General features: G+C 60.2%; 25 protein-coding genes. 11 read left to right on the plus strand and 14 right to left on the minus strand.

The genetic code is table 11. The annotated features are described in order from the left end of the window. The 5 genes from Q1A85_RS15870 (at position 1) to Q1A85_RS15890 (ending at position 5,104) form a co-directional block, all read left to right on the plus strand. Positions 1-402: a cytidine deaminase gene (locus Q1A85_RS15870; protein WP_299691524.1), complete on the plus strand. Its 402-nt coding sequence runs from the start codon at positions 1-3 to the stop codon at positions 400-402. Next, positions 399-1,706 carry a thymidine phosphorylase gene (locus tag Q1A85_RS15875; RefSeq protein WP_299691527.1) on the plus strand — a complete coding sequence of 436 codons (1,308 nt, stop codon included), beginning with the start codon at positions 399-401 and terminating at the stop codon, positions 1,704-1,706. Before Q1A85_RS15870 ends, Q1A85_RS15875 begins: the two co-directional genes overlap by 4 nt. Further along, positions 1,706-2,875, plus strand: coding sequence for a phosphopentomutase (locus Q1A85_RS15880; protein ID WP_299691530.1), 1,170 nt, complete (start codon positions 1,706-1,708; stop codon positions 2,873-2,875). The genes Q1A85_RS15875 and Q1A85_RS15880 overlap by 1 nt, the downstream gene beginning before the upstream one ends. 121 nt (positions 2,876-2,996) lie before the next feature. After that, positions 2,997-3,629, plus strand: coding sequence for a uracil phosphoribosyltransferase (gene upp / locus Q1A85_RS15885; RefSeq protein WP_299691533.1), 633 nt, complete (start codon positions 2,997-2,999; stop codon positions 3,627-3,629). 68 nt (positions 3,630-3,697) lie between these two features. Next, on the plus strand, positions 3,698-5,104 hold the full coding sequence (locus Q1A85_RS15890) for an SPOR domain-containing protein (protein ID WP_299691536.1): 1,407 nt from the start codon (positions 3,698-3,700) through the stop codon (positions 5,102-5,104). Between the two features lie 60 nt (positions 5,105-5,164). Here Q1A85_RS15890 and Q1A85_RS15895 read toward each other — a convergent pair whose 3' ends face one another. Next, positions 5,165-6,784, minus strand: coding sequence for an AMP-binding protein (locus Q1A85_RS15895; RefSeq protein ID WP_299691539.1), 1,620 nt, complete (start codon positions 6,782-6,784; stop codon positions 5,165-5,167). 76 nt (positions 6,785-6,860) lie between these two features. Between Q1A85_RS15895 and Q1A85_RS15900 the strand changes: the two genes are divergently transcribed. The 3 genes from Q1A85_RS15900 (at position 6,861) to Q1A85_RS15910 (ending at position 9,300) form a co-directional block, all read left to right on the plus strand. After that, positions 6,861-7,793: a DMT family transporter gene (locus tag Q1A85_RS15900; RefSeq protein WP_299691544.1), complete on the plus strand. Its 933-nt coding sequence runs from the start codon at positions 6,861-6,863 to the stop codon at positions 7,791-7,793. Beyond that, a complete protein-coding gene (locus Q1A85_RS15905; protein ID WP_299691546.1) occupies positions 7,790-8,455 on the plus strand; it encodes a sulfotransferase family 2 domain-containing protein in 666 nt (221 codons plus the stop codon). The genes Q1A85_RS15900 and Q1A85_RS15905 overlap by 4 nt, the downstream gene beginning before the upstream one ends. A gap of 197 nt (positions 8,456-8,652) precedes the next feature. Further along, on the plus strand, positions 8,653-9,300 hold the full coding sequence (locus tag Q1A85_RS15910) for a Hint domain-containing protein (protein ID WP_299691549.1): 648 nt from the start codon (positions 8,653-8,655) through the stop codon (positions 9,298-9,300). Positions 9,301-9,462: 162 nt separating this feature from the next. On the opposite strand, the gene Q1A85_RS15915 is transcribed toward Q1A85_RS15910, so the two are convergent. Next, positions 9,463-10,563: an NmrA family NAD(P)-binding protein gene (locus Q1A85_RS15915; protein ID WP_299691552.1), complete on the minus strand. Its 1,101-nt coding sequence runs from the start codon at positions 10,561-10,563 to the stop codon at positions 9,463-9,465. A gap of 89 nt (positions 10,564-10,652) precedes the next feature. Between Q1A85_RS15915 and Q1A85_RS15920 the strand changes: the two genes are divergently transcribed. Then, positions 10,653-11,207, plus strand: a complete 555-nt coding sequence (locus Q1A85_RS15920) for a TetR/AcrR family transcriptional regulator (protein ID WP_299691555.1) — start codon at positions 10,653-10,655, stop codon at positions 11,205-11,207. A 635-nt stretch (positions 11,208-11,842) separates the two neighbouring features. On the opposite strand, the gene Q1A85_RS15925 is transcribed toward Q1A85_RS15920, so the two are convergent. Continuing rightward, complete coding sequence (locus Q1A85_RS15925; RefSeq protein WP_299691558.1) at positions 11,843-12,496, minus strand: GntR family transcriptional regulator; 654 nt, start codon at positions 12,494-12,496, stop codon at positions 11,843-11,845. A 219-nt stretch (positions 12,497-12,715) separates the two neighbouring features. Here Q1A85_RS15925 and Q1A85_RS15930 point away from each other — a divergent pair, with 219 nt between their 5' ends. After that, positions 12,716-15,298 carry a M10 family metallopeptidase C-terminal domain-containing protein gene (locus Q1A85_RS15930; protein ID WP_299691560.1) on the plus strand — a complete coding sequence of 861 codons (2,583 nt, stop codon included), beginning with the start codon at positions 12,716-12,718 and terminating at the stop codon, positions 15,296-15,298. 658 nt (positions 15,299-15,956) lie between these two features. On the opposite strand, the gene Q1A85_RS15935 is transcribed toward Q1A85_RS15930, so the two are convergent. The 9 genes from Q1A85_RS15935 to Q1A85_RS15975 form a co-directional block, all read right to left on the minus strand. After that, entirely contained in the window at positions 15,957-18,155 is a 2,199-nt protein-coding gene (locus Q1A85_RS15935; RefSeq protein WP_299691562.1) for a 3-hydroxyacyl-CoA dehydrogenase NAD-binding domain-containing protein, read from the minus strand. Further along, positions 18,152-18,472 (minus strand): hypothetical protein, encoded by a 321-nt coding sequence (locus Q1A85_RS15940; RefSeq protein WP_299691564.1) that lies wholly within the window; start codon positions 18,470-18,472, stop codon positions 18,152-18,154. Before Q1A85_RS15940 ends, Q1A85_RS15935 begins: the two co-directional genes overlap by 4 nt. Next, entirely contained in the window at positions 18,472-19,683 is a 1,212-nt protein-coding gene (locus Q1A85_RS15945) for an acetyl-CoA C-acetyltransferase (protein ID WP_299691566.1), read from the minus strand. Before Q1A85_RS15945 ends, Q1A85_RS15940 begins: the two co-directional genes overlap by 1 nt. Before the next feature lie 96 nt (positions 19,684-19,779). Next, a complete protein-coding gene (locus tag Q1A85_RS15950) occupies positions 19,780-20,412 on the minus strand; it encodes a glutathione S-transferase family protein (RefSeq protein ID WP_299691569.1) in 633 nt (210 codons plus the stop codon). Positions 20,413-20,713: 301 nt separating this feature from the next. Then, a complete protein-coding gene (locus Q1A85_RS15955; protein WP_299692277.1) occupies positions 20,714-21,862 on the minus strand; it encodes an acyl-CoA dehydrogenase family protein in 1,149 nt (382 codons plus the stop codon). A gap of 34 nt (positions 21,863-21,896) precedes the next feature. After that, positions 21,897-22,109: a hypothetical protein gene (locus Q1A85_RS15960; RefSeq protein WP_299691572.1), complete on the minus strand. Its 213-nt coding sequence runs from the start codon at positions 22,107-22,109 to the stop codon at positions 21,897-21,899. Between the two features lies 1 nt (position 22,110). Further along, positions 22,111-22,320 (minus strand): hypothetical protein, encoded by a 210-nt coding sequence (locus Q1A85_RS15965; RefSeq protein WP_299691575.1) that lies wholly within the window; start codon positions 22,318-22,320, stop codon positions 22,111-22,113. A gap of 52 nt (positions 22,321-22,372) precedes the next feature. Continuing rightward, positions 22,373-24,154, minus strand: coding sequence for an acyl-CoA dehydrogenase C-terminal domain-containing protein (locus tag Q1A85_RS15970; RefSeq protein WP_299691578.1), 1,782 nt, complete (start codon positions 24,152-24,154; stop codon positions 22,373-22,375). Positions 24,155-24,180: 26 nt separating this feature from the next. Beyond that, entirely contained in the window at positions 24,181-24,582 is a 402-nt protein-coding gene (locus Q1A85_RS15975; RefSeq protein WP_299691581.1) for a MerR family DNA-binding transcriptional regulator, read from the minus strand. A gap of 279 nt (positions 24,583-24,861) precedes the next feature. On the opposite strand from Q1A85_RS15975, the gene Q1A85_RS15980 reads away from it, so the two are divergent. Further along, positions 24,862-25,308, plus strand: coding sequence for a universal stress protein (locus Q1A85_RS15980; RefSeq protein WP_299691584.1), 447 nt, complete (start codon positions 24,862-24,864; stop codon positions 25,306-25,308). On the opposite strand, the gene Q1A85_RS15985 is transcribed toward Q1A85_RS15980, so the two are convergent. Both Q1A85_RS15985 and Q1A85_RS15990 read right to left on the minus strand, forming a co-directional pair. Then, a complete protein-coding gene (locus tag Q1A85_RS15985; protein ID WP_299691587.1) occupies positions 25,305-26,066 on the minus strand; it encodes a transporter substrate-binding domain-containing protein in 762 nt (253 codons plus the stop codon). The two genes, Q1A85_RS15980 and Q1A85_RS15985, sit on opposite strands and share 4 nt — an antisense overlap. A gap of 266 nt (positions 26,067-26,332) precedes the next feature. Beyond that, the gene (locus tag Q1A85_RS15990) at positions 26,333-26,704 is read right to left on the minus strand and encodes a MerR family DNA-binding transcriptional regulator (protein WP_299691590.1); all 372 of its coding nucleotides are present in this window, start codon (positions 26,702-26,704) and stop codon (positions 26,333-26,335) included. Between the last annotated feature and the right edge of the window lie 71 nt (positions 26,705-26,775).

Here is a 26,775-nt window from a genome sequence, read left to right on the forward strand (position 1 = left end):
ATGGCGCAAGGGTTGCGAGAAGCGGCATTGGCGGTGCGGGAGCAGGCACATGCGCCCTATTCCGCGTTCAAAGTGGGCGCGGCAGTGCGCACCACGTCCGGTTCGGTGTTTGCCGGCTGCAACGTGGAAAATGTTGCCTATCCGCAAGGCACCTGTGCCGAGGCCGGCGCGATTGCAGCTATGGTCGCGGCAGGTGAACGTGAGATCGCAGAGGTCTATGTCGTGGCAGGCAGTCCAGTGCCGGTGACACCGTGCGGCGGGTGCCGCCAAAAGCTTGCCGAGTTCGCGGGTCCGGACGTCGAGGTGGTCATGGCCACGGTCGACGGGATCGAAGCTCGCATGACCATCGGCGCGTTGCTGCCCGGTGCGTTCACGCCCGCACATATGGACGGCGCGTCGTGAGTTCGGCGCGCGCGATCATTGCCAAGCTGCGCCAACGGCAGACCCCCAGCCGGGAAGAACTGGCATGGTTCGCCACGGGGCTTGCCGACGGGACGGTGACGGATGCGCAGGCCGGTGCCTTTGCCATGGCTGTGTGTCTCAACGGGCTGGGCGATGTGGGGCGTGTGGCGCTGACCATTGCGATGCGCGACAGCGGGCAGGTGTTGCAGTGGCCGGATTCCGGTCCGGTGCTCGACAAGCATTCCACCGGTGGCGTTGGTGATTGCGTCAGCCTTGTGCTGGCCCCTGCGCTGGCCGCCTGTGGGGCCGTGGTGCCCATGGTGTCGGGCCGCGGGCTCGGCCACACCGGCGGCACGCTCGACAAGCTTGAGGCGATCCCCGGCGTGTCCACACAAGCCGACGAGGCGCGGTTTCGTGACATCGTCGGCAAGGTCGGTTGCGCCATCGTTGGCGCGTCCGCTCAGGTCGCCCCGGCGGACCGTCGGCTATATGCGGTGCGGGATGTGACATCGACGGTCGAAAGCCTCGACCTCATCACGGCGTCGATCCTGTCCAAGAAGCTGGCGGCGGGTCTTGATGCGCTGGTGCTGGACGTGAAGGTTGGATCGGGCGCATTCATGAAAGACACAGATGCTGCACGGGGGCTGGCCAACGCGCTGGTGACAACGGCCAACGCAGCCGGGTGCAAGACCACTGCACTGATAACGGATATGAGCCAGCCGGTTGCCCCCGCGCTTGGCAATGCGGTCGAGGTGGCCGAGGCGCTGCGCGTTCTAACCGGTCAGACGCGCGGCGCGTTGGTCGAGATTTCGGCAGTGCTGGGCGGCATATTGCTGAACAATGCAGGCCTTGTGGACGACGTGCAGGCCGGGGCGGATGCGATCGTTGCGGCGATCACTGATGGGCGTGCCGCCGATCGATTTGGCGCGATGATTGCCGCAATGGGTGGCCCGGTGCATTTCGTGGACAACTGGGCGCGCTTCCTGCCCGAAGCGACGGTGATCCGGGAGGTGGCGGCGCCACATGCTGGCTATGTCTCCGCGATGGATGGCGAGGCTTTGGGCATGGCCGTGGTCGCCATGGGCGGTGGACGCACTGTCGAGACGGACACTATCAATCCCGCCGTGGGCTTTTCTGGCGTGGCACGGCTGGGCACTCGGATGGAGCGGGGGCAGCCACTGGCAGTGATCCATGCGGCCCGCCCGCTTGACGCGGACCGGGCCGAAGCGGCCTTGCGCGCGGCGATATCCCTGACGCCAGAGGCATCTGCGGTGCCGGGGCTGATTTCGGAACGGATCGGCTGATGCCACGCGCGCTCCTTGTCGTGATGGATTCTGTCGGCATTGGCGGTGCGCCGGATGCCGGTGACTATTTCAACGGGGATGTGCCCGACACAGGCGCCAATACGGTGGGTCATATTGCCGAGGCTTGCGCCGCTGGACAGGCGGATGCGGGGCGCAGCGGACCGCTGCATGTGCCGCATCTGGCACAGTTGGGATTGTGGGATGCAGTGGCGCTGGCGGCAGGCGATGAGCCGGCACCCGGCCCATATGGCGCTGCCACCGAACTGTCCCGGGGCAAGGACACGCCGTCCGGCCATTGGGAACTGGCCGGGGTGCCGGTGCCGTGGGACTGGCACCATTTTCCTGACACACAGCCCTGTTTCCCGCACGAGATTGTGCGGCATGTATGCGATGCGGCAGGTGTGGATGGGATATTGGGCAATTGCCATGCCTCTGGCACAGCCATCATCGCCAAGCACGGTGCCACACATATCGAGAGCGGTTGGCCCATCTGCTACACCTCTGCCGACAGTGTATTCCAGATCGCAGCGCATGAAGCAGATTTTGGCCTGGATCGGCTGTTGGATCTGTGTGCGGCGATTGCGCCCGCCTTGCACGAGATGCGTGTGGGGCGTGTGATTGCGCGGCCTTTCGTGGGCGTGCCCGGCGCATTCGAGCGAACGCAGAACCGCAAGGATTTTGCCATCGCACCGCCTGCACCTGTGTTGAGCGAATGGGTGCAGGAAACAGGTGCGCGCGTATACGGTGTGGGCAAGGTGGGAGACATCTTTTCCGGACGCGGGTTTGATGCGGTGCGCAAGGGAACGGATGCGGTGTTGATGGATCACCTGTTTGATCTGGTTGAGACCGCGGAGGACGGGGCGCTGGTCTTTGCCAATTTCGTGGAGTTCGACAGCCTTTATGGGCATCGCCGTGACATAGCGGGCTACGCGCGGCATCTGGAATGGTTCGACGCGCGGCTTGGGACACTGTTGCAGCGCTTGCGTGCCGATGATTTGCTGGTGTTAACGGCGGATCACGGCAATGATCCGAGTTGGGTTGGCACGGATCACACCCGCGAACGGGTGCCGGTGCTGACGGCTGGCTATGATGGGCCGCCGCTGGGGCATATGGGATTTGTCGACGTCGCGGCGCTGGTCGCGCGGCATCTGGGCGTTGTGCCGAAATGAGCGCCTGCGGCGCACGCGATTTTGTTTTGCTCGGGCCGCAAGGGCCCCGCTCGCCACGGTGGCATTGGGGGCGCTGCCCCCAAACCCCCGTGGTATTTCTGGTCAGAAGAAGGAACAGGACATGTCTGAACATTTGACCGTGGTGGATCATCCGTTGGTGCAGCACAAACTCACGATCATGCGGGATCAGGAGACGCCGACGGCAGTGTTCCGTCAGCTACTGCGCGAGATCAGCCAGCTCTTGGCCTATGAGGTCACGCGGGGTCTGGATATGACGACCAAGCGTATCCGCACACCCATGGCCGAGATGGATGCGCCGACACTCGCGGGCAAAAAGCTTGCGCTGATTTCGATCCTGCGCGCAGGCAATGGTCTGCTGGATGGTGTGCTGGAGTTGATCCCTTCGGCGCGTGTGGGGTTTGTTGGTTTGTACCGCGACGAAGAGACTTTGCAGCCCGTGCAGTATTACTTCAAAGTGCCCGAAGCACTGGACGACCGGGTTGTGATTGCGGTTGATCCGATGCTGGCCACGGGCAATTCCTCTGCTGCGGCGATTGACCTGCTCAAGGGCGCAGGTGCCACGAACATCCGGTTCCTGTGCCTGCTTGCGGCGCCGGAGGGAATCGCACGGATGAAAGAGGCCCATCCGGACGTGCCGATCGTCACTGCGGCTGTAGATGAACGGCTGAACGAGGTGGGATACATCGTTCCGGGTCTTGGAGACGCCGGAGATCGTATGTTTGGCACCAAATAGCGCTCATCGGCGCTTTACTCAGAGATGGTGTTGAGGCATCGTCCCTCCCATATCTTGTGGGGGATATGATGAGCGTTACAAGAATTGTTGCCCTGATTGCAACGATGGCGGGTGTTTCGGCCGGATCGTTGCACGCCCAGTCCAACCAGTTGCCGGCGGAGTTTCCGCCCGCCTCATTCAAAAGCACGCAATATGTGGACAGCAAGGGCTGCGTTTTCATTCGGGCAGGCATTGATGGGAACACCACATGGGTGCCGCGCGTGAACCGTCAGCGGCGGCAGGTTTGCGGGCAGACACCATCGTTGTCGAGCACCCAGATCGCAGCGGCCCGTCCTGAACAGCCAGCGGCGGAAGCGCCAGTGCAGATTACTGTTGAAGCGCCTGCGGAGACCGCACCGGCGCCAGCACCAGCCCCGGCACGCACGCAGACCACCCGTCAGCCGAACGTGACAGCAGCGGCGCCGGTGCGCCGCCCAACGGCTCCCGTCGCTGCTGCGCCGCGCAAGGCGCCAGCGCCAGTCGTCCGGGCCGCACCAAAGCCCGCCGCGGCGCCGGAGCCCCGTGTGGTAACCGCGACGAAACCGCCCGTACCGGCACCTGCGCCTGTTGCGACACAACGCACCGTAGCGGTGCAACCGGCGTGTCGTGGCGGCAATGCGGTCAGCCAGCGTTACATCAATTCCGGCACGGATTACCCCGTGCGCTGTGGTCCACAGGCTACCTATCCCACGGCAGGTACCGTGACCCGCGGCACGCAAGCTACGGCGCCTGTGGTCGCCGGTGGCTTTGCCGGACAGACGCAGGTCACAACAAATACACGTGTGTTGCCGCGTCAGGTCTATGACCGCCGGTTGCAGGAGCGCGGTGCGGATCAAATTCCCGAAGGGTATCGCCCCGTCTGGACCGATGATCGGCTGAACCCACGCCGGGCAGAGCAAAGCCTTGGTGGAATTGCGCAAAGCCGGTTGGTCTGGACCAGCACGGTGCCGCGCCGTCTGGTGGATCAGGTCACGGGCGCGGATGTGACGGCCAAGGTGGCGCTGGTCTATCCTTATACGGACGTGGCGACGCAGACGCGCGATCTGGGCACCGTGACGCTGGTGCGCCGCGATGGACAATTGCTTAAACGGATCAAGCGGAACCGCACCAAGGCCCGCACCGCAACAGCCACACCCAAGCCCAAGACCAAGGCGGTCACGCCCGCTCCGGCCCAGCCTGCCGCCGTGGCGCGTGCGCCTCAGGCTGCGGCCAAGGGCAAATATGTGCAGGTCGGCACGTTTGCTGTGGCGTCCAATGCGCAAAACACGGCGCAGCGGCTGGTACGTGCCGGTGTGCCCGCCCGGATCGGGACGCTGACGCGCCGCGGCAAGAGCTACAAGGTGGTGTTGGCCGGTCCCTTCGCCACGCGTGGCGGGCTTGACAACGGGCTTAAGGCGGCGCGTTCCATGGGGTTTGCCGACGCCTTTGTGCGGTAGCGAGATGTGTTGGCCCGGGGGCGCGGCCCCCGGCCTGTCACCGTGGCGGTCCCATCGGGATCAGAGTGTTTTGGCCAATTTGCGTAGCTCGAATTTTTGTATTTTTCCGGTCGAGGTTTTGGGCAATTCCTGAAACACGACCTGTTTGGGTGCTTTGAACCCGGCGAGGGTCTCGCGGGAGAAGGCGATGAGATCCGCCTCTGACGGCTGGGTGCCCGGCTTCAATTCCACAAACGCGCAGGGCACTTCGCCCCATTTGTCGTCGGGCTTTGCGACCACAGCGGCAAGATTAACGTCGGGGTGTGCCATGAGCACGCCTTCGACTTCGACCGAAGAGATGTTTTCGCCCCCAGAAATGATGATGTCCTTAGCGCGGTCCGCGATCTGGATGTAGCCGTCCGGATGCTGGACGGCGATGTCACCGGAATGGAAGTAACCGCCTGCAAACGCGTCCGCAGTGGCCTCCGGGTTCTTGAGATAACCTTTCATGACCGAATTGCCGCGGATCATGATCTCGCCTTGGGTCGTGGCGTCCATGTGCACCTGAGTCATGTCGGCGTCCATCACGGTGATGTCTTCCATCATGGGAAAGGCGACGCCTTGGCGCGCTTTGATGGCGGCCTTGTCCTCGACGCTGTCCCATTCACGCTTCCACAGGCATTCTGTCACGTGGCCGTAGGTTTCGGTCAGGCCGTAGACTTGCGTTACATTGAACCCGAGGGCTTCGATCTTGGCGAGGGTGGCAGGGGCGGGCGGCGCGCCCGCGGTAAACACCTCGACCGTGTGGGCAAAGTCGCGCCGGTCCACCGCGTCTGCGTTGACGATCATGTTGAGCACGATTGGCGCGCCGCCGAAATGGGTGACGCCTTCGTCTGCGATGGCATTGTAGATGGCCGATGCCGTGATGTCGCGGCAGCAGACCAGCGTGCCGCCGATCAGCGGCATCATCCACGTGTGGTTCCATCCGTTGCAGTGAAAGAGCGGCACGATGGCCATGAACACCGGATGCAACACCATGCGCCAGCTGACTACGGTGCCCATAGTCATCAGGTAGGACCCGCGGTGGTGTGCCACCACGCCCTTGGGCCGTCCGGTGGTGCCGGAGGTGTAGTTGAGCGACAGGCTTTCCCATTCGTCCTCGGGCATGATCCAGTCAAAGACCGGGTCAGCGCGCGCCAGCACGTCCTCATACTCGGGGTACTTGCCCGACGCGGGAAAGCCTGCGGCGGCATCCGGCACTTCGACGATTTGCGGGGCGGGGCCGTCCATTGCGGCAATCGCCGCCTCGGCAAGGGGCAGGAACTGGGTGTCAACGAGCACCACCTTGGCCTCGCCGTGATCAAAGATATAGGCGACCGTATCCACGTCGAGGCGCATGTTGATCGTGTTCAGGACCGCACCGCAGGCGGGCACGCCGAAATGCGCCTCGGCCTGTGCGGGCAGATTGGGGATCAGGGTGGCGACCACGTCGCCGGGGGCCACGCCCATGGCCGCCATTGCAGAGGCGAGGCGCGTACACCGGTCGTGATACTGGGCATATGTGACGCGGTGTGCGCCGTAGACCACGGCGGTGTGGTCGGCAAAGACATGGGCGGCCCGGCGCAGATGCGACAGTGGCGTCAGCGGTACGTAATTCGCGGGCGTCTTGCCGAGGCCCGTTTCATCTGCCATCCAACCCATATCGGTCCTCCCCATTCGGTACAGCGCAGCGACGTTGCGCAGTTATGGCGAGGGGCGCAAGCAATGGAAAGACCCGATGACCGCCAAGCAGACACATCGCCCCACAGCCGCCGCGCTGAACATGGTAGGTGCGATGTGCGTGATCGGAGCCATAGATATATATGTTGCGGTGATCGCGCAGACCCTTTCCGTCTGGCAGTTTCTGATTGTGCGGCTGGCACTGGCCGCTCCGATTGTGCTGGCGCTGTCCGCCATGGGCTTTGGCACCGTGCGGCCACGCCGTGTGCGCGCCGTCGCGGTCCGGTCTGTTCTGATCGCAACAGGCATGTTCTGCTATTTTGGCGCTTTGGCCTTTATGCCGATTGCAATTGCTCTGGCAGGGCTTTTTACCTCGCCGATCTTTGTGCTGTTGCTGACCGCGTTTGTCTTACGCCAACGTATCGGGCCGTGGAGCATCATTGCGGTCGCTGTCGGGTTTGCTGGCATTCTCGTGGTGCTTGGCCCGTCGGGTGGCAGTCTGGGCTGGGTGGCCATTCTGCCGGTTCTGGGGGGCGTTCTGTACGCGTCTGGTGTCGTGGCGACCCGCGCGCTGTGCGAAGGGGAAAGCACGCTGACGCTGCTCTTGGGCATTTTCGTGGCCCAAGGCATGTTGGGCAGTATCGTCCTTGCCCTGATCACGGTGTCGGGCATGGAGGCGGGGCAGGGCGGTATGGCCTTTCTGACCCGCGGCTGGGTCTGGCCCATCGGGGCGGCGTGGCCCTATCTGCTGTTACAGGTCTTTGGCTCGGTTCTGGGCGTGGGACTTTTGAACCGGGCTTATCAGTTGGGTGAGGCGAGCCATGTGGCGGTGTTCGAGTATTCGGTGATGATCTTTGGTCCGTTCTTTGGTTGGTGGCTGTTGGGTCAGGCGGTCACATGGGTGCAAGGGGCGGGCATTGTGTTGATTGTTCTGGCCGGTGTGATCATCGCCCTGCGCAGCCGTGACGCGCCCGCCGAGGTGGTTCCGTGATTTTGTCGCCCGGTCGCAATTATGTCTTTGTCCATGCGCCCAAGACCGGGGGGACCGCGCTTGCACTGGCGCTCGAAGGCCGCGCGATGAAGGACGACATCATGCTGGGCGACACACCCAAAGCGCGCAAGCGGCGCCGCAGGGTGCAAGGCGTTAAAACGCGCGGGCGACTTTGGAAACACGCGACCCTTGCCGATATTGACGGGCTGGTGCCCACGCTTGATGGGCTCTTTGCCTTTACGCTTGTGCGCAACCCGTGGGACCGGATGGTCAGCTATTATCACTGGTTGCGGGATCAGGATTTCGACCATCCCGCCGTGGCGCTGGCACAGCAGATGAACTTTCAAGACTTTGCGCAGGCCCCGCATGTGCGCGCCTCGATGCAGGCAAGCCCCGCGCGGCACTATATGACCGATGCACGCGGCGTGGAACGCTGCGACGCCTATATCCGGCTCGAAGCGTTTGCGCAGGACGCAGCGCCCCTGTGGGACCATTTGGGTTTCGAATTGGCGCTGCCCCGCGCCAATGCCTCGGACCGTGATGCAGATTATCGCAGCTATTACACGGACGCCGCGCGTGCCGCTGTCGCCGAAGACTGCGCCGAGGATATCGAGAGATTCGGCTACACGTTCGACGAAGGTGCAAATTCTACCCTTGGTTAACACGAGGGGCGATTTTGCCGCTTTTTCGCGAACAATCCTGACCTACGGCCTCGCATTGTCACCGCGAGGCGAAACAATGCCTCATTCATGCCCAGATCAAGTCCCGTCTCCGCCCCGAGAATCACGCCAATTGGACCCATCGAATGCAACCGGCGCCGCTGCCAAAATCTGGCGCCGACACTCTGGGGAAGAGAACAATGTTTGGATGGAAGAAGGATAACGCGCCGCGCCGAATGCCTGAACTGTCGGGCGCTGTGGACGGAAGCATTTTTGCATCGCGTGGGTTGATCGCCGGCACACGTATCGGGACATCCATGGGATGGCGCACGGTCGAAGCGTTGGCCCCGGGCGACATGGTCCTGACATTCGACAATGGATTGCAGCCGCTCGTCGAAGTGCGCCGCGAAACCTACTGGATTTCTGACGTGACGATGGGCGACACCGCGATGGTGATTGTGCCTGCCGGGGCTATGGGCAACGTTGCGGATGTGGCCCTGTTGCCTGACCAAGGCGTTCTGATCGAAAGCGAAGCGGCCTGCGACGTCCATGGTGACCCGTTCGCCGTGCTGCGCGCCAAGGCTCTCGAAGGGTTCCGCGGCATCACCCGCGTGTCACCGCAGCCGCAGATGCAGGTCATCACGCTCGTCTTTGCGAGTGACGAAGTGGTCTACGCCGAAGGGGGCATCCTGCTGCACTGCCCCCGCGCGACAGTCCGGCTTGAGGATTTTGGCCATGCAGTGGCCAGCTACGAAGTGATTGCAGACACCGCAGCCGCATTTTTGGTGGAATGCATGGCCGTCGAGGCCCGTGGCGGAGCGATTGTGCCGGACCACATGGCGGCCTGACAGCCGCTCGTGATTGGCGTTCCAACTGGAGGGGGGCGCCTCAACTGCTCTGCACCCGGCTGCCGGTGACCCCGGCGCTTCGGCCCCCAACACCGAAGCAGTCGCCGGGTGCAGGGACGTTCTGAGCTATGCGTCCGGCGGGTGACGGCTGACGCGATCGCGTCAAGCAGGGCGGCGGTCCAGCCCGGGTGCCGGGACGTGCAAAGCGACCCATTCCTCGTTGTCCTGACAGAACGCGGGCCGTGTGATTTGCACATAGTCGCGGTCGCGCGCCACACGCGCGAGGTCCAGAGCGGGCGTGACAAGGATCTTGAGAAAGCTCAACATGGCCCCGAGACGTCGCAAAGGGCTGGGCGCAAGCTCCGGCTGCGCAGCCACATACCGCCGAACGATCGTTTCAAAGTCTTCTGGTGGCTGTCCGCCCACCGTTTCGACATCGTCGGTTGGTGCGTTGATGGCAAAGCTGCCCCGCCTGTATTCGTCCGCGTAAATGGCAAGCTGAGACACCGCCGCCTCGGAGTAGTTGGATGGTGGGTTCGCTCGCAGGGCCTTGGTCATCATCCGTTCCGAGACGTTCATATAGCGGACCTTGCGTCCCAAGGCGCGGCCCATCGTGGCGGCAATGTCGTCTGGCGAAAGAAGGCCCGGACCCGTGGGCCGATACCGTCTGCCCGCGTGCGTCTTTGGGTCCATCAAGGCAGCGACTGCAACCCGTGCGATGTCTTCGTTCGACGGTGGCGCGTTGCGTTTAACGTCTCCGGGGCCAAGGGGCATCGTGAACAGACCCAGATGGGCCGCAGACGCCAGCAGCATCAGGTAGTTGTCCGCAAACCACCCCGGATCAATGTGTGTGGTCGTCATATGTGGTGCCTGTCGCAGCAGGCGGTCAGCAAGGTATACCTCGCGTGTGAACAGCGACGGATGGTCTGCCGCCGTCAGCCATTGGCCAAGAATGACGGTGTGTTCCAGTTGCACCTCGCTGGCGGCGACTGCGAACACTGCACTAAAGTGAAGCCCGTTTGGCGCCGTCGGTGCGCAATGGTAGGCACGTGTCATCCCGGCCATAGCGCGGCGCATGTCGCCAAGGTCATACTGATCCCCGACAAACACGTCCGCTCCGGCGGTTTCCAACTGTTCTGCGCGGACATCGACGCGCCGCACAAAGGCGCGGACAGCAAAACCTTGTTCCAAGAGTTGTAGGGCGACCGGCAAACCGGTTTTGCCGGCTGCGCTGGTGACGAGGATTTTGAGGGGTGAGGTCATGGCTTGCCTTTTGGATGATGATTGTAATCCAAAATTAAAGATGATAACCATAATCCAGATTGTCAACCCATGCTCACGAGACGCCGCCCATGCCCAGATTGTCCGAAGCCGAGAAACGCAAATCCCACGCCCGAATTCTGGATGCGGCGGCGGATTTGTTCCGTGAACGCGGGATCGAGACGACTTCCGTATCCGAGGTTATGCAAGCCGCGGGCATGACCCATGGCGGGTTCTATCGCCATTTCAAAGGCAAGGAGGCGCTGGTGGCCGCAGGGTTCGAACGGGCGGTCGACACGGTCGTGGCAGATATGGAGCAGCCCGAGACCGACGCCGCAAAAGGCGCGGCGCGAGACACCTATATCGACACATATCTGTCGATGGGCCACGTGAACGATCGGCGCCATGGATGCCCTATGGCGGCTCTTGGGTCGGAATTGAGCAGGGCATCGGGAGAACCGCACGCTAGGGCTGCGGACGCCGTTGAACGTGTATCCGCACTGCTGCGCACCGAAGAGGCGGACGACATGTCAGACGCGCGGCTTGCACTTTTGGTAGGGGCGGTGACGCTGGCCCGGCTCACCGATGATGATGCGCGCGCCGCTGACATTCTTGCTGCGGCCAGAACGGCGATAGCGCGATTTTAGGCAAGCCAAGCCAGCACGCTGTTCGTGAGGGTCGCATCGCACCCCTTCTGCGGCCAATTCGCCACCAGTTGGCCCACATGTGATCGTTTCAAAATTGAGTGATACGCGTGCAGCCGCAACGATGGAAATCGTCAACGCTTGCGCCGGAGCGAAAAGGACCGTCTGCAAATGGAGGACTTTTCCGCCGCATATTGTTGGCCGACTCACGAAAGATAGAACTCGGCCAATCATCGCGTCACAAGATTGCGTTCAAATTTCGAAGTTGAATATTCGGAACCTGCAAACGACCGCTAAAGACAAAAACCGATGCACGACCATCGAGTATCGTGGAGCAACACTAAAGTTGTCTGTCTGGTATCCGGCAGATCAATTGCCGCCATGTTAGTAAGCCTGGCGAAGGCGCCGTGATCGCCCAACAACCAAGCTCGAGTTTTACGTAGCCGCCCGATCGGAAGACATTCAGAAAAGAAAGGATTGGACGGGCTGGCTGCGCTCGTCCTCAACGAGTTCGAACTCAATCGCGTTTCGATGCGCCACTATTCCACTTTTTTTTGGACAGGGCTGCATGTCCCCAAAGGTGTTGAGGTCAGCCTCCAAGCCCGGGCCAGCTCTCCGTGTCTTTTGACACTACTCCATTAGAACTGGCGAATGCCCGTCTTTCTCAAAATCTCGACCAATTCTAAGCTCGCGCGCTCGCGGTGCGCTGAAAAAACCCGAAAGCTCTCTGTTCCATCGCCAGATTTGATCGCTTCGAGGATCTGTCGCTGTTCTTGGGTTGATTGGGCAGGAAGTTCCCGCATCCTCAAGGTGACCATTCTGGCGCGATGCGCCTGATCTAGCAATTCAGACAGAAATCGCTGCAATCGACCGTTGTCCAAGAGCTTCAGCAGAGTCATGTGGAATTCATCATCTGCTTGGGCCCAGGCTGCCAAATCCCCTGTCGCAAGAGCCTCTTCCATATCGACAACAGCTTTTTCCAGCGGAGCGAGGTCCTCGGCTGAAGGGTTTCGCTGCGCGAGCACGCGGGCGATGTTTGGTTCTATGAACGAAAGAATTTGATAGATTTCTTCGAGGTCTTCCACCGCAAGGGGCAGAACCCGTGCGCCTCGACGTGGGATCAACTCGATGAACCCTTCGCCCTCCAAGCGCACCAAAGCCTCACGAATCGTCGATCGGCTGACCCCATACTTCTTCGCCAACTCAGGTTCGGGCGCTTGATAGCCCGGCGGTAAATCGCCGAGGCGAATGCCAGTTTTTAGCTCTTCATAGACCTCTGCGGCTCTGCTCATGTTTTTTTACCCATCAGTTTCAGCATGTTAAGGTCAATCCTTGCTCTGCGTGCGCGTTTGAGACCTTCCAATCAGGCCAACAACAAAATCGTTACTTTACAGACATTATTTGCATCATTTAATGTCGACATTGTTGTAGGCAAATGGCGTCGCCCCACACCATAAAAGCTTTTGGCCCGCAATCAACGACGAATTGGCGATTTATAAGGACGATGACACATGCAACCCAACTCAGTGATCAGTGAAGAAGACTTCAGCCGCGGCGGTAATGGCTGGAGCATTAACCGCCCCGAGGCCAGCACCGACGGTGATGTCTATATCGGTCGGTTTACAACCGACATCGTGGAGAAGACCTATGATCTGCCCGCAGATGTCAGTGGCGGGATTACGATCTCATTCGACTTCCTCGAAATCGACAGCTGGGACGGTGAGAGCTTTCTGGTCTACATCAACGGCCAGGAAATCGAAATTGGCTCTTTCAACTGGCAGACTGACGAAGCGGCAGCCACGTTCGAGACAGATAACGGCATCATCGTGGAACGGTCCGCTGCCACCGAGATCGAGGGCTACGGCGATCAGAACAATTTTTGGTCGTTCAACGACAGCGCCCATGCGGTGACGATCTTTGTGCCGGACCCCGGACCGACGCTGACCTTGGGCTTTTCCTCGACCCTCGACCAGGACGTCCTGAACGAGAGCTTTGGCATCGACAACATCTTGATCTCGACGGTTGCCGACGCGAATACCGGGACGCCGGCTCAGCCTGACACCGGGACGCCAGCCGAGCCCGACACCGAAACGCCGTCTGAAACCACGACGGTGATCAGTGAAGAAGACTTCAGCCGCGGCGGTAATGGCTGGAGCATCAACCGCCCCGAGGCCAGCACCGACGGTGATGTCTATATCGGTCGGTTTACAACCGACATCGTGGAGAAGACCTATGATCTGCCCGCAGATGTCAGTGGCGGGATTACGATCTCATTCGACTTCCTCGAAATCGACAGCTGGGACGGTGAGAGCTTTCTGGTCTACATCAACGGCCAGGAAATCGAAATTGGCTCTTTCAACTGGCAGACTGACGAAGCGGCAGCCACGTTCGAGACAGATAACGGCATCATCGTGGAACGGTCCGCTGCCACCGAGATCGAGGGCTACGGCGATCAGAACAATTTTTGGTCGTTCAACGACAGCGCCCATGCGGTGACGATCTTTGTGCCGGACCCCGGGCCGACGCTGACCTTGGGCTTTTCCTCGACCCTCGACCAGGACGTCCTGAACGAGAGCTTTGGCATCGACAACATCTTGATCTCGACGGTTGTGGACCCCAACGGGACAACAGACCCTGAGCCGGAAGCGCCTCCTCTTCCAACGGCGACATTCGAATACACGACGCCGGAAGAGGCATTGCAGGCGATGTATCCAGATATGCCCAGTGTCTCGCTTCAGGAGGTTGTCGACAGCATCACTCAAAGTCGGGAGTGGACAGGCGGCGAGATCACCTTCTCTTTTCCTACGGAAGAATCTGACGACTACATCGGCAATGGTCGCGAAGGAACGCTGCATGGTTTTGGTCTCGCTCAGCAAGCCGTGTCACGAGACGTCATGGCGCATTTTGACGAGATCATCGGCTTTGATGTTGTCGATCTGGGGGATAGCGTCGAAGCCGACATCCGCTTCTACAACTCGACGCTGCAACTCGGCGTATTCGGGGGCGGTCTGCCCGGTGACGGAATAGCCGGAGATATGTGGGCTTACGGGCCACAAATCGGCGACCCGAACCACGACACCAGATGGTCTGGCGCACATCCTGGCGACGGTACGGTTGGTATTATGATCCACGAAGTTGGTCACACCATGGGCCTGCTGCACACAGACTTCCTTCCTCTTGAGGAAGGCGACGACGTGAGCTTCCCTAATCTGTCCGCCTACCTTCAGGGCAGTGATGCCTACAGTGTCATGAGCTACTGGAGCTATGATTTTGTAGGCCTGCAAAGTGACTCACCAAGCCCTGGCACCTTGATGCTGGCTGACATTGCGGCTCTGCATCAGATTTACGGCGCCAACATGGAAACGCGGACAGAGGACACGACCTACGGGTTCAACGCCACGACGGATCAAGAGGTGTACGACTACGACGCGATGCTGGCCAATCACGGCAACACCGCCGCCTTCACAATCTGGGACGCCGGAGGCAATGACACCTTGGATATGTCCGGCTTCAGCGAGGGCAGCTTTATCAGCCTGATCGACGGCACCTTTTCCAGCACAGGCGGGTTCGACATGAATGTTGCCATTGCGCAGGGTGCTACAATCGAAAACGCAATCGGCGGGTCGGGCGACGACCAGCTTATTGGCAACGAAGTCAACAACGTGATGGTTGGCAACGATGGAAACGACCTCATCATTGGAGCCGGTGGCAGCGACGTCCTCAGGGGCGGAAGTGGCGACGACCATTTGTCAGGAGGCGACGGTGCCGATTTGATGGTGGGTGGTGCCGGTGATGACATCCTGTCCGGCGGTGCCGGTGCGGACGTGTTTTCCTTTGTCGGTGGGTCAGGCGTGGACGTGATCACGGACTGGGATGCGTCCGAGGACGAGATGGTCTTCACGGACACTGGCATATCATCGTACGACGAAATCCAGTTCGTCAGCGCGAGCGCGGGTGATGTTGTCGGTGGCTACACCCTGACACAAGACGCCGTCTACTTTGCTCACGGTGCTGGCCCAGATCCGGACCTGGTCATTCTTCTCGAAACAACAATGGCCGGCCTGAGCAACCCTGAGGACTTCAGCTTTGGTTGACGCTGAGCGATAAGATCAAGAAGACATCCAAGAAAACCGCCCCTCAGCGCGCCTCTCGGATGTCTTCTTTGTGGTTCTGTCGGAAAGTCCTTGGCTATCAGAAAAACGGCTCATTCTGGACAAAACAAATCAGCGGGGGCCGCCAAACTGCTTGAGTACTGAGATGTCCATTTGGCGAAATCTGCCCTTACGGAACAAGTACATGGCTTAGACTGTCGCTCACTTAGCAGCCCCTGACCGGGGGCTTTGGCCACATAGCCCGCTTGGTGAGGCGACGATCCTTCTCGATAACACTTTTGAGGTATTTGGACCCATCGGCGTTGACGTCAGACACGACAAAGCTTGTTTGCGCTGCGAGGGTCAGCAGCTGTAACACTTGGACCATTTGTTGAGCGTCCGCTTGGGCCGGAACTACACAAGTGGGCGTTCCCGTGTCAGCACGCAGCGTCAATGCAGACCCCGGTCTACAGTTCTAGAAGGTCCTGACTATGGGGCCGGATGCAACGCTAACCGTTTTTCCTTTTCTCCTGACACAGATCTTGCCAAGCGTTGAACGGCAGCCGTGTTTTTTGACCATGATCGGCAAGTGCCCGACATGAAAAAGCCCCGCCGGAGCGGGGCCTTTTGAATCGCGTGCATATATCTGACGTCGTGCGAATTACGCAGCCTTGGCGTCCTTGGGGCCAAAGCGACCGTAGAAGGATTGGCCTTTTTCTGCCATTTCGCGCAAGAGGGCGGGGCATTTGAACCGTTCGCCAAACTTGGCCTCAAGCTGATCGCACCGTTCGGCAGCGTAGGGCGCCCCGATGATATCAAGCCACGACAGAGGACCACCGGACCACGGCGCAAAGCCCCAGCCAAGGATCGCGCCCACGTCGCCTTCGCGAATGTCCATCAACACGCCTTCTTCGAGCGCGCGAACGGCCTCCAGCACTTGGGAAAACAGAAGGCGGTGCTGCACTTCGGTCAATTCCGGTTGATCGTCCATCAACGGATAGCGGTCGTGCACGCCGCGCCAGATGCCCTGACGTTTGCCCTGCTCGTTGTAGTCATAGAACCCTGCGTTGGCCTTGCGGCCCATGCGGCCCAGCTCTTCCATCCAGAAGATCAGGTCGTCGCTGGGGCTGTCGGGATAATCGTCGCCCATAGCGGCCTTGGTCGCGCGGGCGATTTTCGCGCCCAGATCAATGGCCGTCTCATCCGTGAGTTGCAGCGGACCAAGGGGCATACCGACCATCTTGGCGGCGTTTTCGATCAAAGCGGGTTCGACCCCTTCTGTGACCATCCGCGTCCCCTCGTTAATGTAGGGGATGATGCAGCGGTTGGCATAGAAAAAGCGTGCGTCGTTGACCACGATGGGCGTCTTGCGGATCTGGCGCACGTAATCGAGGGCCTTGGCCACGGCCCGGTCGCCGGTATTGGCACCCTTGATGATCTCGACCAATAGCATTTTCTCGACGGGCGAGAAGAAGTGGATGCCGATGAACTGATCCTGGTTCTTCGAGGCCTTTGCCAGTTCGGAGATCGGCAGGGTCGAAGTGTTGGAGGCAAAGATGCAATCGTCGGGGATGATCGCCTCGACCTTTTGGGTGATCTCGGCCTTGACTTTGGGGTCCTCGAACACGGCTTCGATGATCAGGTCGCAGCCCTTGAGCGCGTCCAGATCAGGTGTGGCGGTGATGCGGGACAGCAGTGCTGCGCCCTTTTCCTGCGTGGTCTTGCCACGTTTGATGCCGCCTTCGACGTATTTCTCGGAGTAGTTCTTGCCCCGATCCGCGCTTTCCTGATCGCGGTCGATCAAGACCACCTCAATGCCTGCCTGCGCTGACACCAGCGCGATACCTGCACCCATGAGGCCCGCGCCCAGCACGCCCAGTTTCTTGACCCGTTGATCCGGCACACCTTCGGGACGCACGGCGCCCTTTTCCAGTGCTTCCTTGTTCAGGAAGAGCGACCGGATCATGGCGCCCGACGAGGGGTTCATCAGCACATTGGTGAACCAGCGCGCCTCGATCTTCAGCGCGGTGTCGAACGGCACCAGCGCGCCCTCATAAACGGCGCTCAGCAGCGCCTTGGCGGCGGGATAGACCCCTTGGGTTTTGCCGTTGACCATGGCCGACGCGCCCACAAACGTCATGAAGCCTGCGGGGTGGTATGGGGCACCGCCGGGCATCTTGTAGCCCTTGGCATCCCAAGGTTTCAGGATGTCGGCGTCCGTGGCGTTCAGCACCCATTCGCGTGCGGCTGCGACGGGGTCGGCGACGACTTCATCGACCAGCTTGCCTTTGGCCTTGTCGGGGCTGACCATCTTGCCTTCCAGCAGGAACGGCGACGCTTCCATCGCACCCAGCTTGCGCGCCAGACGGGTTGTGCCACCAGCACCTGGGAAGATGCCAACCAGGATTTCGGGCAGGCCGACCTTGGCCTTGGGGTTGTCGGCCATAAAGATCCGGTGGGTCGCCAGCGGCAGCTCAAGACCGATGCCAGCGGCGGTGCCGGGCAAGGCGGCGGCAATGGGCTTGCCGCCCTTGTTGGTCTTGGGATCCATGCCCGCGCGCTCGATCTTGCGCAGCAGGCCGTGCATTTTCATTGTGCCTTCAAAGAGGCCTTTGGCCGGGTTGTCGCCCGCCTCTTCTTTCATCTTGGCCAGCAAGTTCAGGTCCATGCCGCCTGCAAAGCTGTCCTTGCCGGACGTAATCACGATGCCTTTGACAGCCTCGTCGGCCAACGCGTCATCGATGCAGTCGTTGAGCTGTTCCAGCCCTTCGAAAGACATGACGTTCATGGTCTTGCCCTCGACGTCCCACGTGATCGTGGCAATGCCCTCGGCGTCTTTGGTGAGTGTGAAATCTGTCATCTCTGGGGTCTCCTTGGGGTCGGACGCGCGGTGTCCTGGCCGTGCTCTTCGATGTGAGCTTTGATCTGGGCCAGTATCTCTTCGGGCGTGCCGGGATCGATGCGGATATGTTTGTGGTAGTCGAACCGCTGGCGGTCCATAGCGCTGCCCGGGTCGAGGTGCAGTTTGAACACAAGGTCCGGGCTTTGCGTGTAAAGGCGCATGAGCGCCCCATCATAGGCGGTCACCAGTTTCAGCGCGGGCAGTGCCCCGGCCTGAGCCAGAGCGTACACTGCGGGAAACGGGTGATCGTCGCCGATGGGATGCTTGTGGGCCATCAGACGCGTTCGATGATTGTGGCGGCACCCATGCCGGAGGCGACACAGAGCGTGGCAAGGCCAACCTCCTTGTCGGATCGCTCCAGCTCATCGACCAGCGTGCCGAGGATCATGGCACCGGTCGCACCCAGCGGGTGACCCATCGCAATGGCCCCTCCGTTCACGTTGACTTTGCCGTGGTCCACGTCAAACGCCTGCATGAACCGCAACACGACAGAGGCAAAAGCCTCGTTCACCTCAAAGAGGTCAATGTCTCCGATGTTCATGCCGTGATCCGCAAGGATCTTGTGTGTCACGGGCACGGGGCCGGTCAGGTTGATGGTGGGATCGGTGCCGATCTTGGCAGTGGCGCGGATGCGGGCGCGGGGCTTGATGCCCAGCTTTTCGCCCAGCTCCTTATTGCCGATGAGAACGGCGGCGGCCCCGTCAACGATGCCGGACGAATTGCCCGCGTGGTGCACGTGGTTGATCCGCTCAAGATGCGGGTATTTCATCAATGCGACCTTGTCGAAGCCGGGCATGACCTTGCCCATCGCCTCGAAGGCAGGGTTGAGCGCGCCGAGGCTCTGCATATCGGTTTGCGGGCGCATATATTCGTCGTGATCAAGGATCGGCAGGCCGTTCTGGTCGCGCACCGTGATGACGGACTTTTCGAACCGCTTGTCGTCCCACGCCGCCTTGGCGCGGCGCTGGCTTTCAACGGAGTATTGGTCAACGTCATCGCGGGAGAAGCCGTATTCTGTGGCGATCAGGTCTGCGCCGATGCCCTGTGGGGCAAAATAGCTCTCCATCGCAATCGACGGATCGGCTGCAATCGCGGCTCCGTCAGAGCCCATTGCCACACGGCCCATCATCTCGACCCCGCCCGCGATATAGCCGTCGCCAGCCCCACCGCGGACTTGGTTTGCGGCGATGTTCACGGCTTCCAGCCCGCTTGCACAGAACCGGTTGATCGCTATGCCCGGAATCGCTTCGTCGAGATCCGAGGCCAGTACGGCGGTGCGTGCAAGGTTGCCGCCCTGTTCCATGACCTGCGTGACATTGCCCCAGATCACATCTTCGACGGCGTGACCGTCGATGTTGTTACGTTCCTTGAGCGCGTTCAGGGTCAAGGCGCTGAGGCGCAGCGCCGTCACTTCGTGCAGGGCGCCGTCCTTGCGGCCTTTGCCGCGCGGCGTGCGCAGGGCGTCGTAAATATAGGCTTCGGTCATCGGGTTCGTCCTTTTGCCTTGTGCGTGTCGTTGCATATCAAGTGGGATAGACCGAGCGGTCTAATCAAGGGTGACGTTGCGGCGTTTTAGGTAAACTTACGCCCGATCCGCAGGGGAGCCGGGCATGAGGTCATAGGGCGCTTTCCAGCCGGGGGTCTCGGACAGGTTCGTGAGCCAGCGATCGATGTTTGGCCAATCCGCACGGTCAAAGCCGAACGGTTCAGGGTAATAGAGATAGCCGCAGCAGCTCAGGTCCGCGTTGGTCAGACTGTCCCCGACAATCCAGTCGCGCCCATCCAGATGCGCGTTCAGCACGGTATAGGCCCCCTTGAGGCGACCCTGATTGAACGCGATCACCTCCTGTGGCCGCTTCTCCTCCGGCAGAAAATTCATCAGAAACCGCGTGACGCCACACATCGAACTGAGCTTGTGGTTGTCCCAAAGTATCCAGCGCAGCACCTCATAGCGATCATCGCTCGTGCCGCCGAATTTGCCGGATTTGTCGCTGATATACTGCTGGATGACGCCCGACTGGCTGATGCGTTTGTCACCATCAATCAGCAACGGCGCTTCACCCATGGGGTTAAGGGCGCGGTACGCATCCGTACGTGCGGCACCATTGAAGAAATCAACAAAGACCGGCTCCCAAGGAAGACCTGACAACTCAAGCGCGAGCGCCGCCTTATAGGAATTTCCGCTTTCGCCAAAGCAGTGCAGTTTCAATGTCATTTTAGCTCCTCCCAGCCTGAGTGACCGGCGGCGACCGCCGTCTTTTGAGTATTTGGAAAGAGAAGAAGCACATGACACTCTCCCACTTTCAGACGTTGTTAACCAGAATCGTGGCCTCTTTTGCGAGCGGTACAGGCTGGAGAGCCGATGACCGCAAGAGGAGAAGCCCCAACGTCCCGCCTCACAGGGTCAATCCCGATTTCGGGCCGGACGGAGGGGTGGACCTTCCCCTGCTTCTTTTCTTTAAAAATACTCCCGCCGGAGGCTCCCATCCTTATCAATTGCACAGGTGCCAGACGCATCAGAGCGCGCGCGCAATAAGCTCTTTCATGATCTCGTTTGTGCCGCCGTAGATGCGTTGCACCCGTGCGTCTGTCCACATGCCCCCAATGTCGTAGTCCTGCGTGAAACCATAACCGCCATGCAGTTGCAGGCATTCGTCCAGCACCCACGCTTGCGTGTCTGTGGTCCAATATTTGCACATCGCGGCCTTGTCGACTGTCAGTTCTCCGCGGATGTGCTCGGCCATGCATTCGTCGAAGAATGACCGACAGACCATCGTTCGTGTCTTTGCCTCAGCCAGTTTAAAGCGGGTGTTTTGGAATTGCATGAGGTTGCCACCGAAGGCTTCGCGCTCTTTGCAATACGCAATCGTACGTTCAACGGCGCCTTCCATGGCGCCAACGGCGGCGCAGGCAATTACCAGTCGCTCTTGGGGCAACTGCTGCATCAGCTGATAAAAGCCTTGTCCTTCTGCGCCACCGAGGATGTTTTCGGGGGCGATCTCTACATTGTCAAAGAACAGTTCGGAGGTGTCCGAGGCGTGCATTCCGATCTTGTCGAGATTGCGTCCACGCTCAAACCCTTCGGCCCCGTCGGTTTCGACCACCACCAGCGATATGCCCTTGGAGCCAAGGGACGGGTCCGTTTTCGCCGCCACAACAATGAGGTTGGCGTGTTGGCCGTTGGTGATGAAAGTCTTGGACCCTGTCAGCCTGTAAGCGTTGCCGTCCTTGATCGCGCGGGTTTTAATCGCCTGAACATCCGATCCGGTGGAAGGTTCGGTCATCGCGAGGGCCCCCACCAGTTCGCCGGTACACAGTTTGGGCAGCCAGCGTGCCTTTTGGTCGTCGGTGCCATAGGCAAGCACGTAATGCGCAACGATCCCTGAGTGAATACCATGACCCCAAGACGCGAGGTTTGCCCGCGCAGCTTCGATCAGAATCGCGGCTTCGTGTCCGAAGTCGCCGCCCGCGCCACCAAACGCTTCGGGGATCGAAGGGCAGAGCAGTCCAAGTTCACCGGCTTGCGCCCAAGTGCTCCGGTCCATTTCCCCCTGCTTGCGCCACCGGTCGAAATGCGGCGACCATTCATTGGTGATGAACTGAGCCGTCATGTCGGCGATCATGGCGTGTTCATCGGTCATCCATTGCGATGTGCCGTTGGCCATATCTTTCATGCTATATCCTCCCCAAATGAGCCGCTCAGCGCTTGCGCGCTTCCAGCTCGGAATTGAACAGCCGCAGGCGGGCCGCCAGGTTTTCTTCGTTCATCACACTGTCGAAATTCTCGAACAGAAACGACAGGGCCTCGCCCTCGTCAAGGCCGGCTTCGGCGGCAAACCGCTTGAGCCGGCGGTAGCCGTCCTCGGTCATGGCGATGGGCAGGCGGCGGGTCAGGCGAAAGCGTTTGGGCATCTTACATCCGTTTCTTGATCTGGCCTGCACCGATGCTGACCGCCAATGTGAGCCCTGCAAAGATCAGGTAAGGCCGCACAAGCCCCGCAAAATCGGGAGGTTCTGCGCCGGATTGCACGTCGCTGGCAATGACACCGTACCCGGCCCGCACCAGAAGCAGGATGAAGGCGATTCCGCCTGCAACTTCGACAAAACCCAGCAGTGCCTTCACGCGCAGTCCCCCAAATGGCGTTTGGTGGGCCATTGCGGCCCACCCGCACAGCTTAGAAGTTTGCGGCTTCCAGCGCCATCACCGGCTCCGCGCCAGACTGGATGCGCGTCAGGTGTAGTGCGGTGGCAGGCAGTTGCCGCGCCATGTAGTAGCGCCCGGTGGCCAGCTTGGTCTCGTAGAACTCGGGGTCCGACGTGCCCGCACCCAGCGCCGTTTTGGCAGCCTTGCCCATACGCGCCCACATCAGGCCAAGGCAGACATGGCCAAACATATGCATAAAGTCATACGAGCCGCTCAGCGCGTTGTTCGGGTTCGTCATGCCGTTCTGCATGAAATACATGCCAGCGGCCTGCAGGTCCTTGGACGCTGCTTTCAGCGGATCGAGGAAATCCTTGTCGAACGCTTCGTCCTGACCAGCGTTCTCCTTGATGAAGGATTTAACCAGATCAAAGAAAGCCATCACGTGCTTGCCACCGTCCTGCGCCAGTTTGCGGCCCACAAGGTCCAGCGCCTGCACGCCATTCGCCCCTTCGTAGATCATCGCGATGCGGGCGTCGCGGGTGTATTGCGACATGCCCCATTCTTCGATGTAGCCGTGACCGCCATAGACCTGCTGCGCCTTGATCGTCATGTCGTAGCCGACATCAGTCAGAAAGCCTTTGATGATAGGTGTCAGCAGCGACACAATGCCATCGGCGTCCTTGTCCCCCGCCCGGTGCGCGGCGTCGATCATGGTGGCGCCCCACAGGATGAAGGCGCGCGCGCCTTCGGCAAAGCTCTTCTGCTCCATCAGCGAGCGGCGGATGTCGGGGTGCACGATCAACGGGTCGGCCGGACCTTCGGGGTTTTTCGCGCCGGTTACGTCGCGGCCCTGTAGCCGGTCCTTGGCGTAGTCCAGCGCGTTCTGATAGGCAACCTCGGCCTGGGACAAACCTTGCATCCCCACGCCCAGACGCGCCTCGTTCATCATGGTGAACATCGCGCGCATACCTTTGTGCTCTTCTCCGATGAGGTAGCCTGTGGCCTCGTCATAGTTCATCACGCAGGTGGAGTTGCCGTGAATGCCCATCTTTTCTTCGATATTGCCGACGGCAACGCCGTTGCGGGCACCAAGCGAGCCGTCTTCGTTCACGTGGAACTTGGGCACGATAAAGAGCGACACACCTTTGATCCCCTCGGGGCCACCGACGATCTTGGCCAGCACGAGGTGGATGATGTTGTCGGCCATGTCGTGTTCACCGGCGGAGATAAAGATCTTCTGGCCGGAGATTTTGTAGCTGCCGTCGTCTTGCGGTTCGGCCTTGGTGCGCATCAGGCCCAAATCGGTGCCACAATGCGGTTCGGTCAGGTTCATGGTGCCGGTCCATTCACAGGACACCATTTTGGGCAGGTAGGTTTCTTTCTGCTCCTGAGATCCGTGCGCGAGGATGGCAGAGGCCGCACCGTGGGTCAGGCCCTGATACATGGTGAAAGCCATGTTCGCGGACGAAAACATTTCGCCCACGGCGGTGCCCATGACATAGGGCATGTTCTGGCCGCCGAATTCCTCGGGCATATCCAGACCGGGCCAGCCGCCTTCCTTGACCTGCTCGAACGCGTCCTTAAAGCCGGTGGGGGTGTAGACCACGCCGTTTTCCAACCGGCAGCCTTCCTTGTCACCCACTACGTTTAGCGGGGCGAGCACTTCGGAGGTCAGCTTGCCCGCCTCATCAAGAATGGCAGAGGTGAAATCAGCCTCAAGCTCGTCATAGCCCGGAATACCAGAGCCGGTGACGTTCAGCATTTCGTGCAGGATGAACTGCATATCTTTGGTGGGGGGGGTATAGCTGGGCATGGTCTCTCTCCCTGTAGCGCGGCTGCTTACTCAGCGGCCTTTTTCGTCTGATTCATCGAGGCGATCATTTTCTCGCCCCACTTCAACTGATTTTCGAGATCGGTGATGGCCTCGTTCAACTCATCGCGCTGACGCACCATGTCGGCCAGCCGGTCCTTGGCGATCTCGTAAGTTCGGGTGAATTGCGTCTGCTGCTGGTCGCCCATGTGGTACAGATCCAGCAACTGGCGGATTTCCTCGAGGCTAAAGCCAAAGCGTTTACCGCGCAGGATCAGCTTGAGCCGCGCCCGGTCGCGCCGGGTGAACAGCCGCTTTTGCCCGTTCCGCACGGGGAACAGCAACTCCTTGGCCTCGTAAAAGCGCAGTGTCCGCGGCGTGACATCAAAGGCGTCACACATCTCGCGGATGGTCATCGTTTTCTCACTCATCGGATCACTCGCTTATCCTGTTACGGCGATGACATGGCCATAGGATCGCACGGATGCAACAGGATCGTAACGTTGACGTAAATCAACGTAACGTCATTTTGCGCGTTGACGTGATTGCGGCTCACGTCAAGCAATATGTTGCGCACACTGACGGGCGGGTGGGGACTGTGGTCGGACCGCCAGAGCACCGTTTCGGGGGCCAAACGCCGTTGATACATGTCAAGGCGGCGCAGGTCCGCAGCTGCTAGACTTTTGAGGCAGCCAAATGGAGGGCCTGTTATGTTCAAGAGAATTGTCGTGGGTGTTGACGGATCACAGATGTCGGACAACGCCATGGCCATCGCCTGCGATCTGGCGCAGAAATACGACAGTGCCCTTTATCTGGTGCATACGCCACAGCCGCACACGGTCGCGTTCGCGATGGGGGCTGTCGCGGGGTATCACGCCGTAACAACTATGCCCGATCACAAAGAAGTCGTCGAGGCTGCCAACAAGATCACCCAGCACGCAGCGGCAATCGCTGCACAGCATGGTTGCGACGTGACCGATATCCGTACGGATCAAGGTGAACCTGCCGCGCAGATCATTGCCTGTGCCGAGGATGTTGGCGCCGATTTGATCGTAACAGGGCGCCGGGGCCTTGGCAGTATCGGGGCGCTTGTACAGGGCAGCACCAGCCAACGGGTCAATCATCTGGCCACCTGCGCAACGCTGTCGGTGATCTAGTTTTCTGGCCTCTGGGGTTGCAGCGCAAGGTCCAGCGCGTATCGGTCGACGGCGGCCGCCCAATCGGGTGACTGCTGCAACCGGGTCAGCGCGTCTTGGACATATGCGTGCACCGGTGCCAGTTCTGGTTGGAACAAAATGTGACGCTGATAGCTTGAATGCGGCGTGCCGGAAAAATGCACCGCTTCGCCAAGTTCATGCTTTTGCACGAAATACCGCGCTGCGGATTGGGCGACGATCGCGACTTCGCCGCGGCCACTGGCGATAAAACGCACCAGCGCATCCTCTGCATTGACGTCGATACGTTCCACGCTGCCCGTCTCGATCATACCGTCCACACCCGGATATCTGTGCCCTGTGACACCGACAAGCATCCGCCCATCCAGTGACCCCGGGCCATCATATTGAAACGACACCTCGGTGGGCGAAATAACGTCGTTCTGGTCATTGAGAACCGGGGCTGACCACAGAAAACGCGTTCTGTCGCTGTCGCCAAACCATGCAGGGTTCGCCCACAGCACCATGCCGGGTGCCCCATCCGCAATCCTGTTGTTGAGCCGCTTGCGCGGCATAACAACGACGTTGAATTGGTACTTGCCGTCCGACATCGCGGTGAGCATGTCGGCCAGTTCAAAACTGATGCCTTCGCGCAGATCCTCGTTCACGACATATGGCGGAAAATTGTGGTAGACCCACATGGGCACATCTTCGGCGGCGGCCTTGCCATGGGTCACCAGCGAGGCGCAAAGCGCCAGCACGATTGCCGCAATGTGCCTACCGAACAGATTTTTGCAAAGACGTCTGATAATCGTGACCTCCGCGGTCAGTGCTCGCGCCAAACATAAACCAAAGGGCCTGCCCAAACGGGCCTGTAGCCATGCGGCATCTATAATATGATCTGGTTAAACGGTATTGAACATCTACCGTCTTCAATGTCGAATAATCCTCTGTATTTGCACTGTTTACTCCGTACTTTCTTAAGCACGTTTTCCAATGCCGGACGTCCCGGCAAAAGGATAGCGTTTCATCCATCGAGTTCCGTGGCGACGCTGTCGCGCAGACCCTGCAATTCGTCGCGCGCCTCATCCAGTTGGCGGCGCTGTTCGTCCAGTTCCTTGAGCTGACCATCTGCCAGTTCGACCCACGCGCGCATCTGCGCTTCGGTCCCTTCGTGTTCGTAGATCAGCAACCACTGCCGGATGTCTTCGAGTTGAAAGCCGAATTTGCGCCCGCGCAGGATCAGCTTCATCCGTGCGCATTCGCGCGGACCGTAAAAACGTGACCTGCCTTCGCGGTCAGGTTGCAGCAACTCGATATATTCATAGTAGCGCAGCGTGCGGGGCGTTACGTCGAATTCAGCGCACATCTGCTTAAAGCTCAAACGGTCGTCAGCCATTGTGATCTCTCTCCCTGTGTCGGAGCCTATGCGGCGGGGCGGTCCCGTGCAACTGGTGCTTGCCGCTGTGG

The sequence above is a fragment of the uncultured Tateyamaria sp. genome, from assembly GCF_947503385.1.
Lineage (GTDB): Bacteria > Pseudomonadota > Alphaproteobacteria > Rhodobacterales > Rhodobacteraceae > Tateyamaria.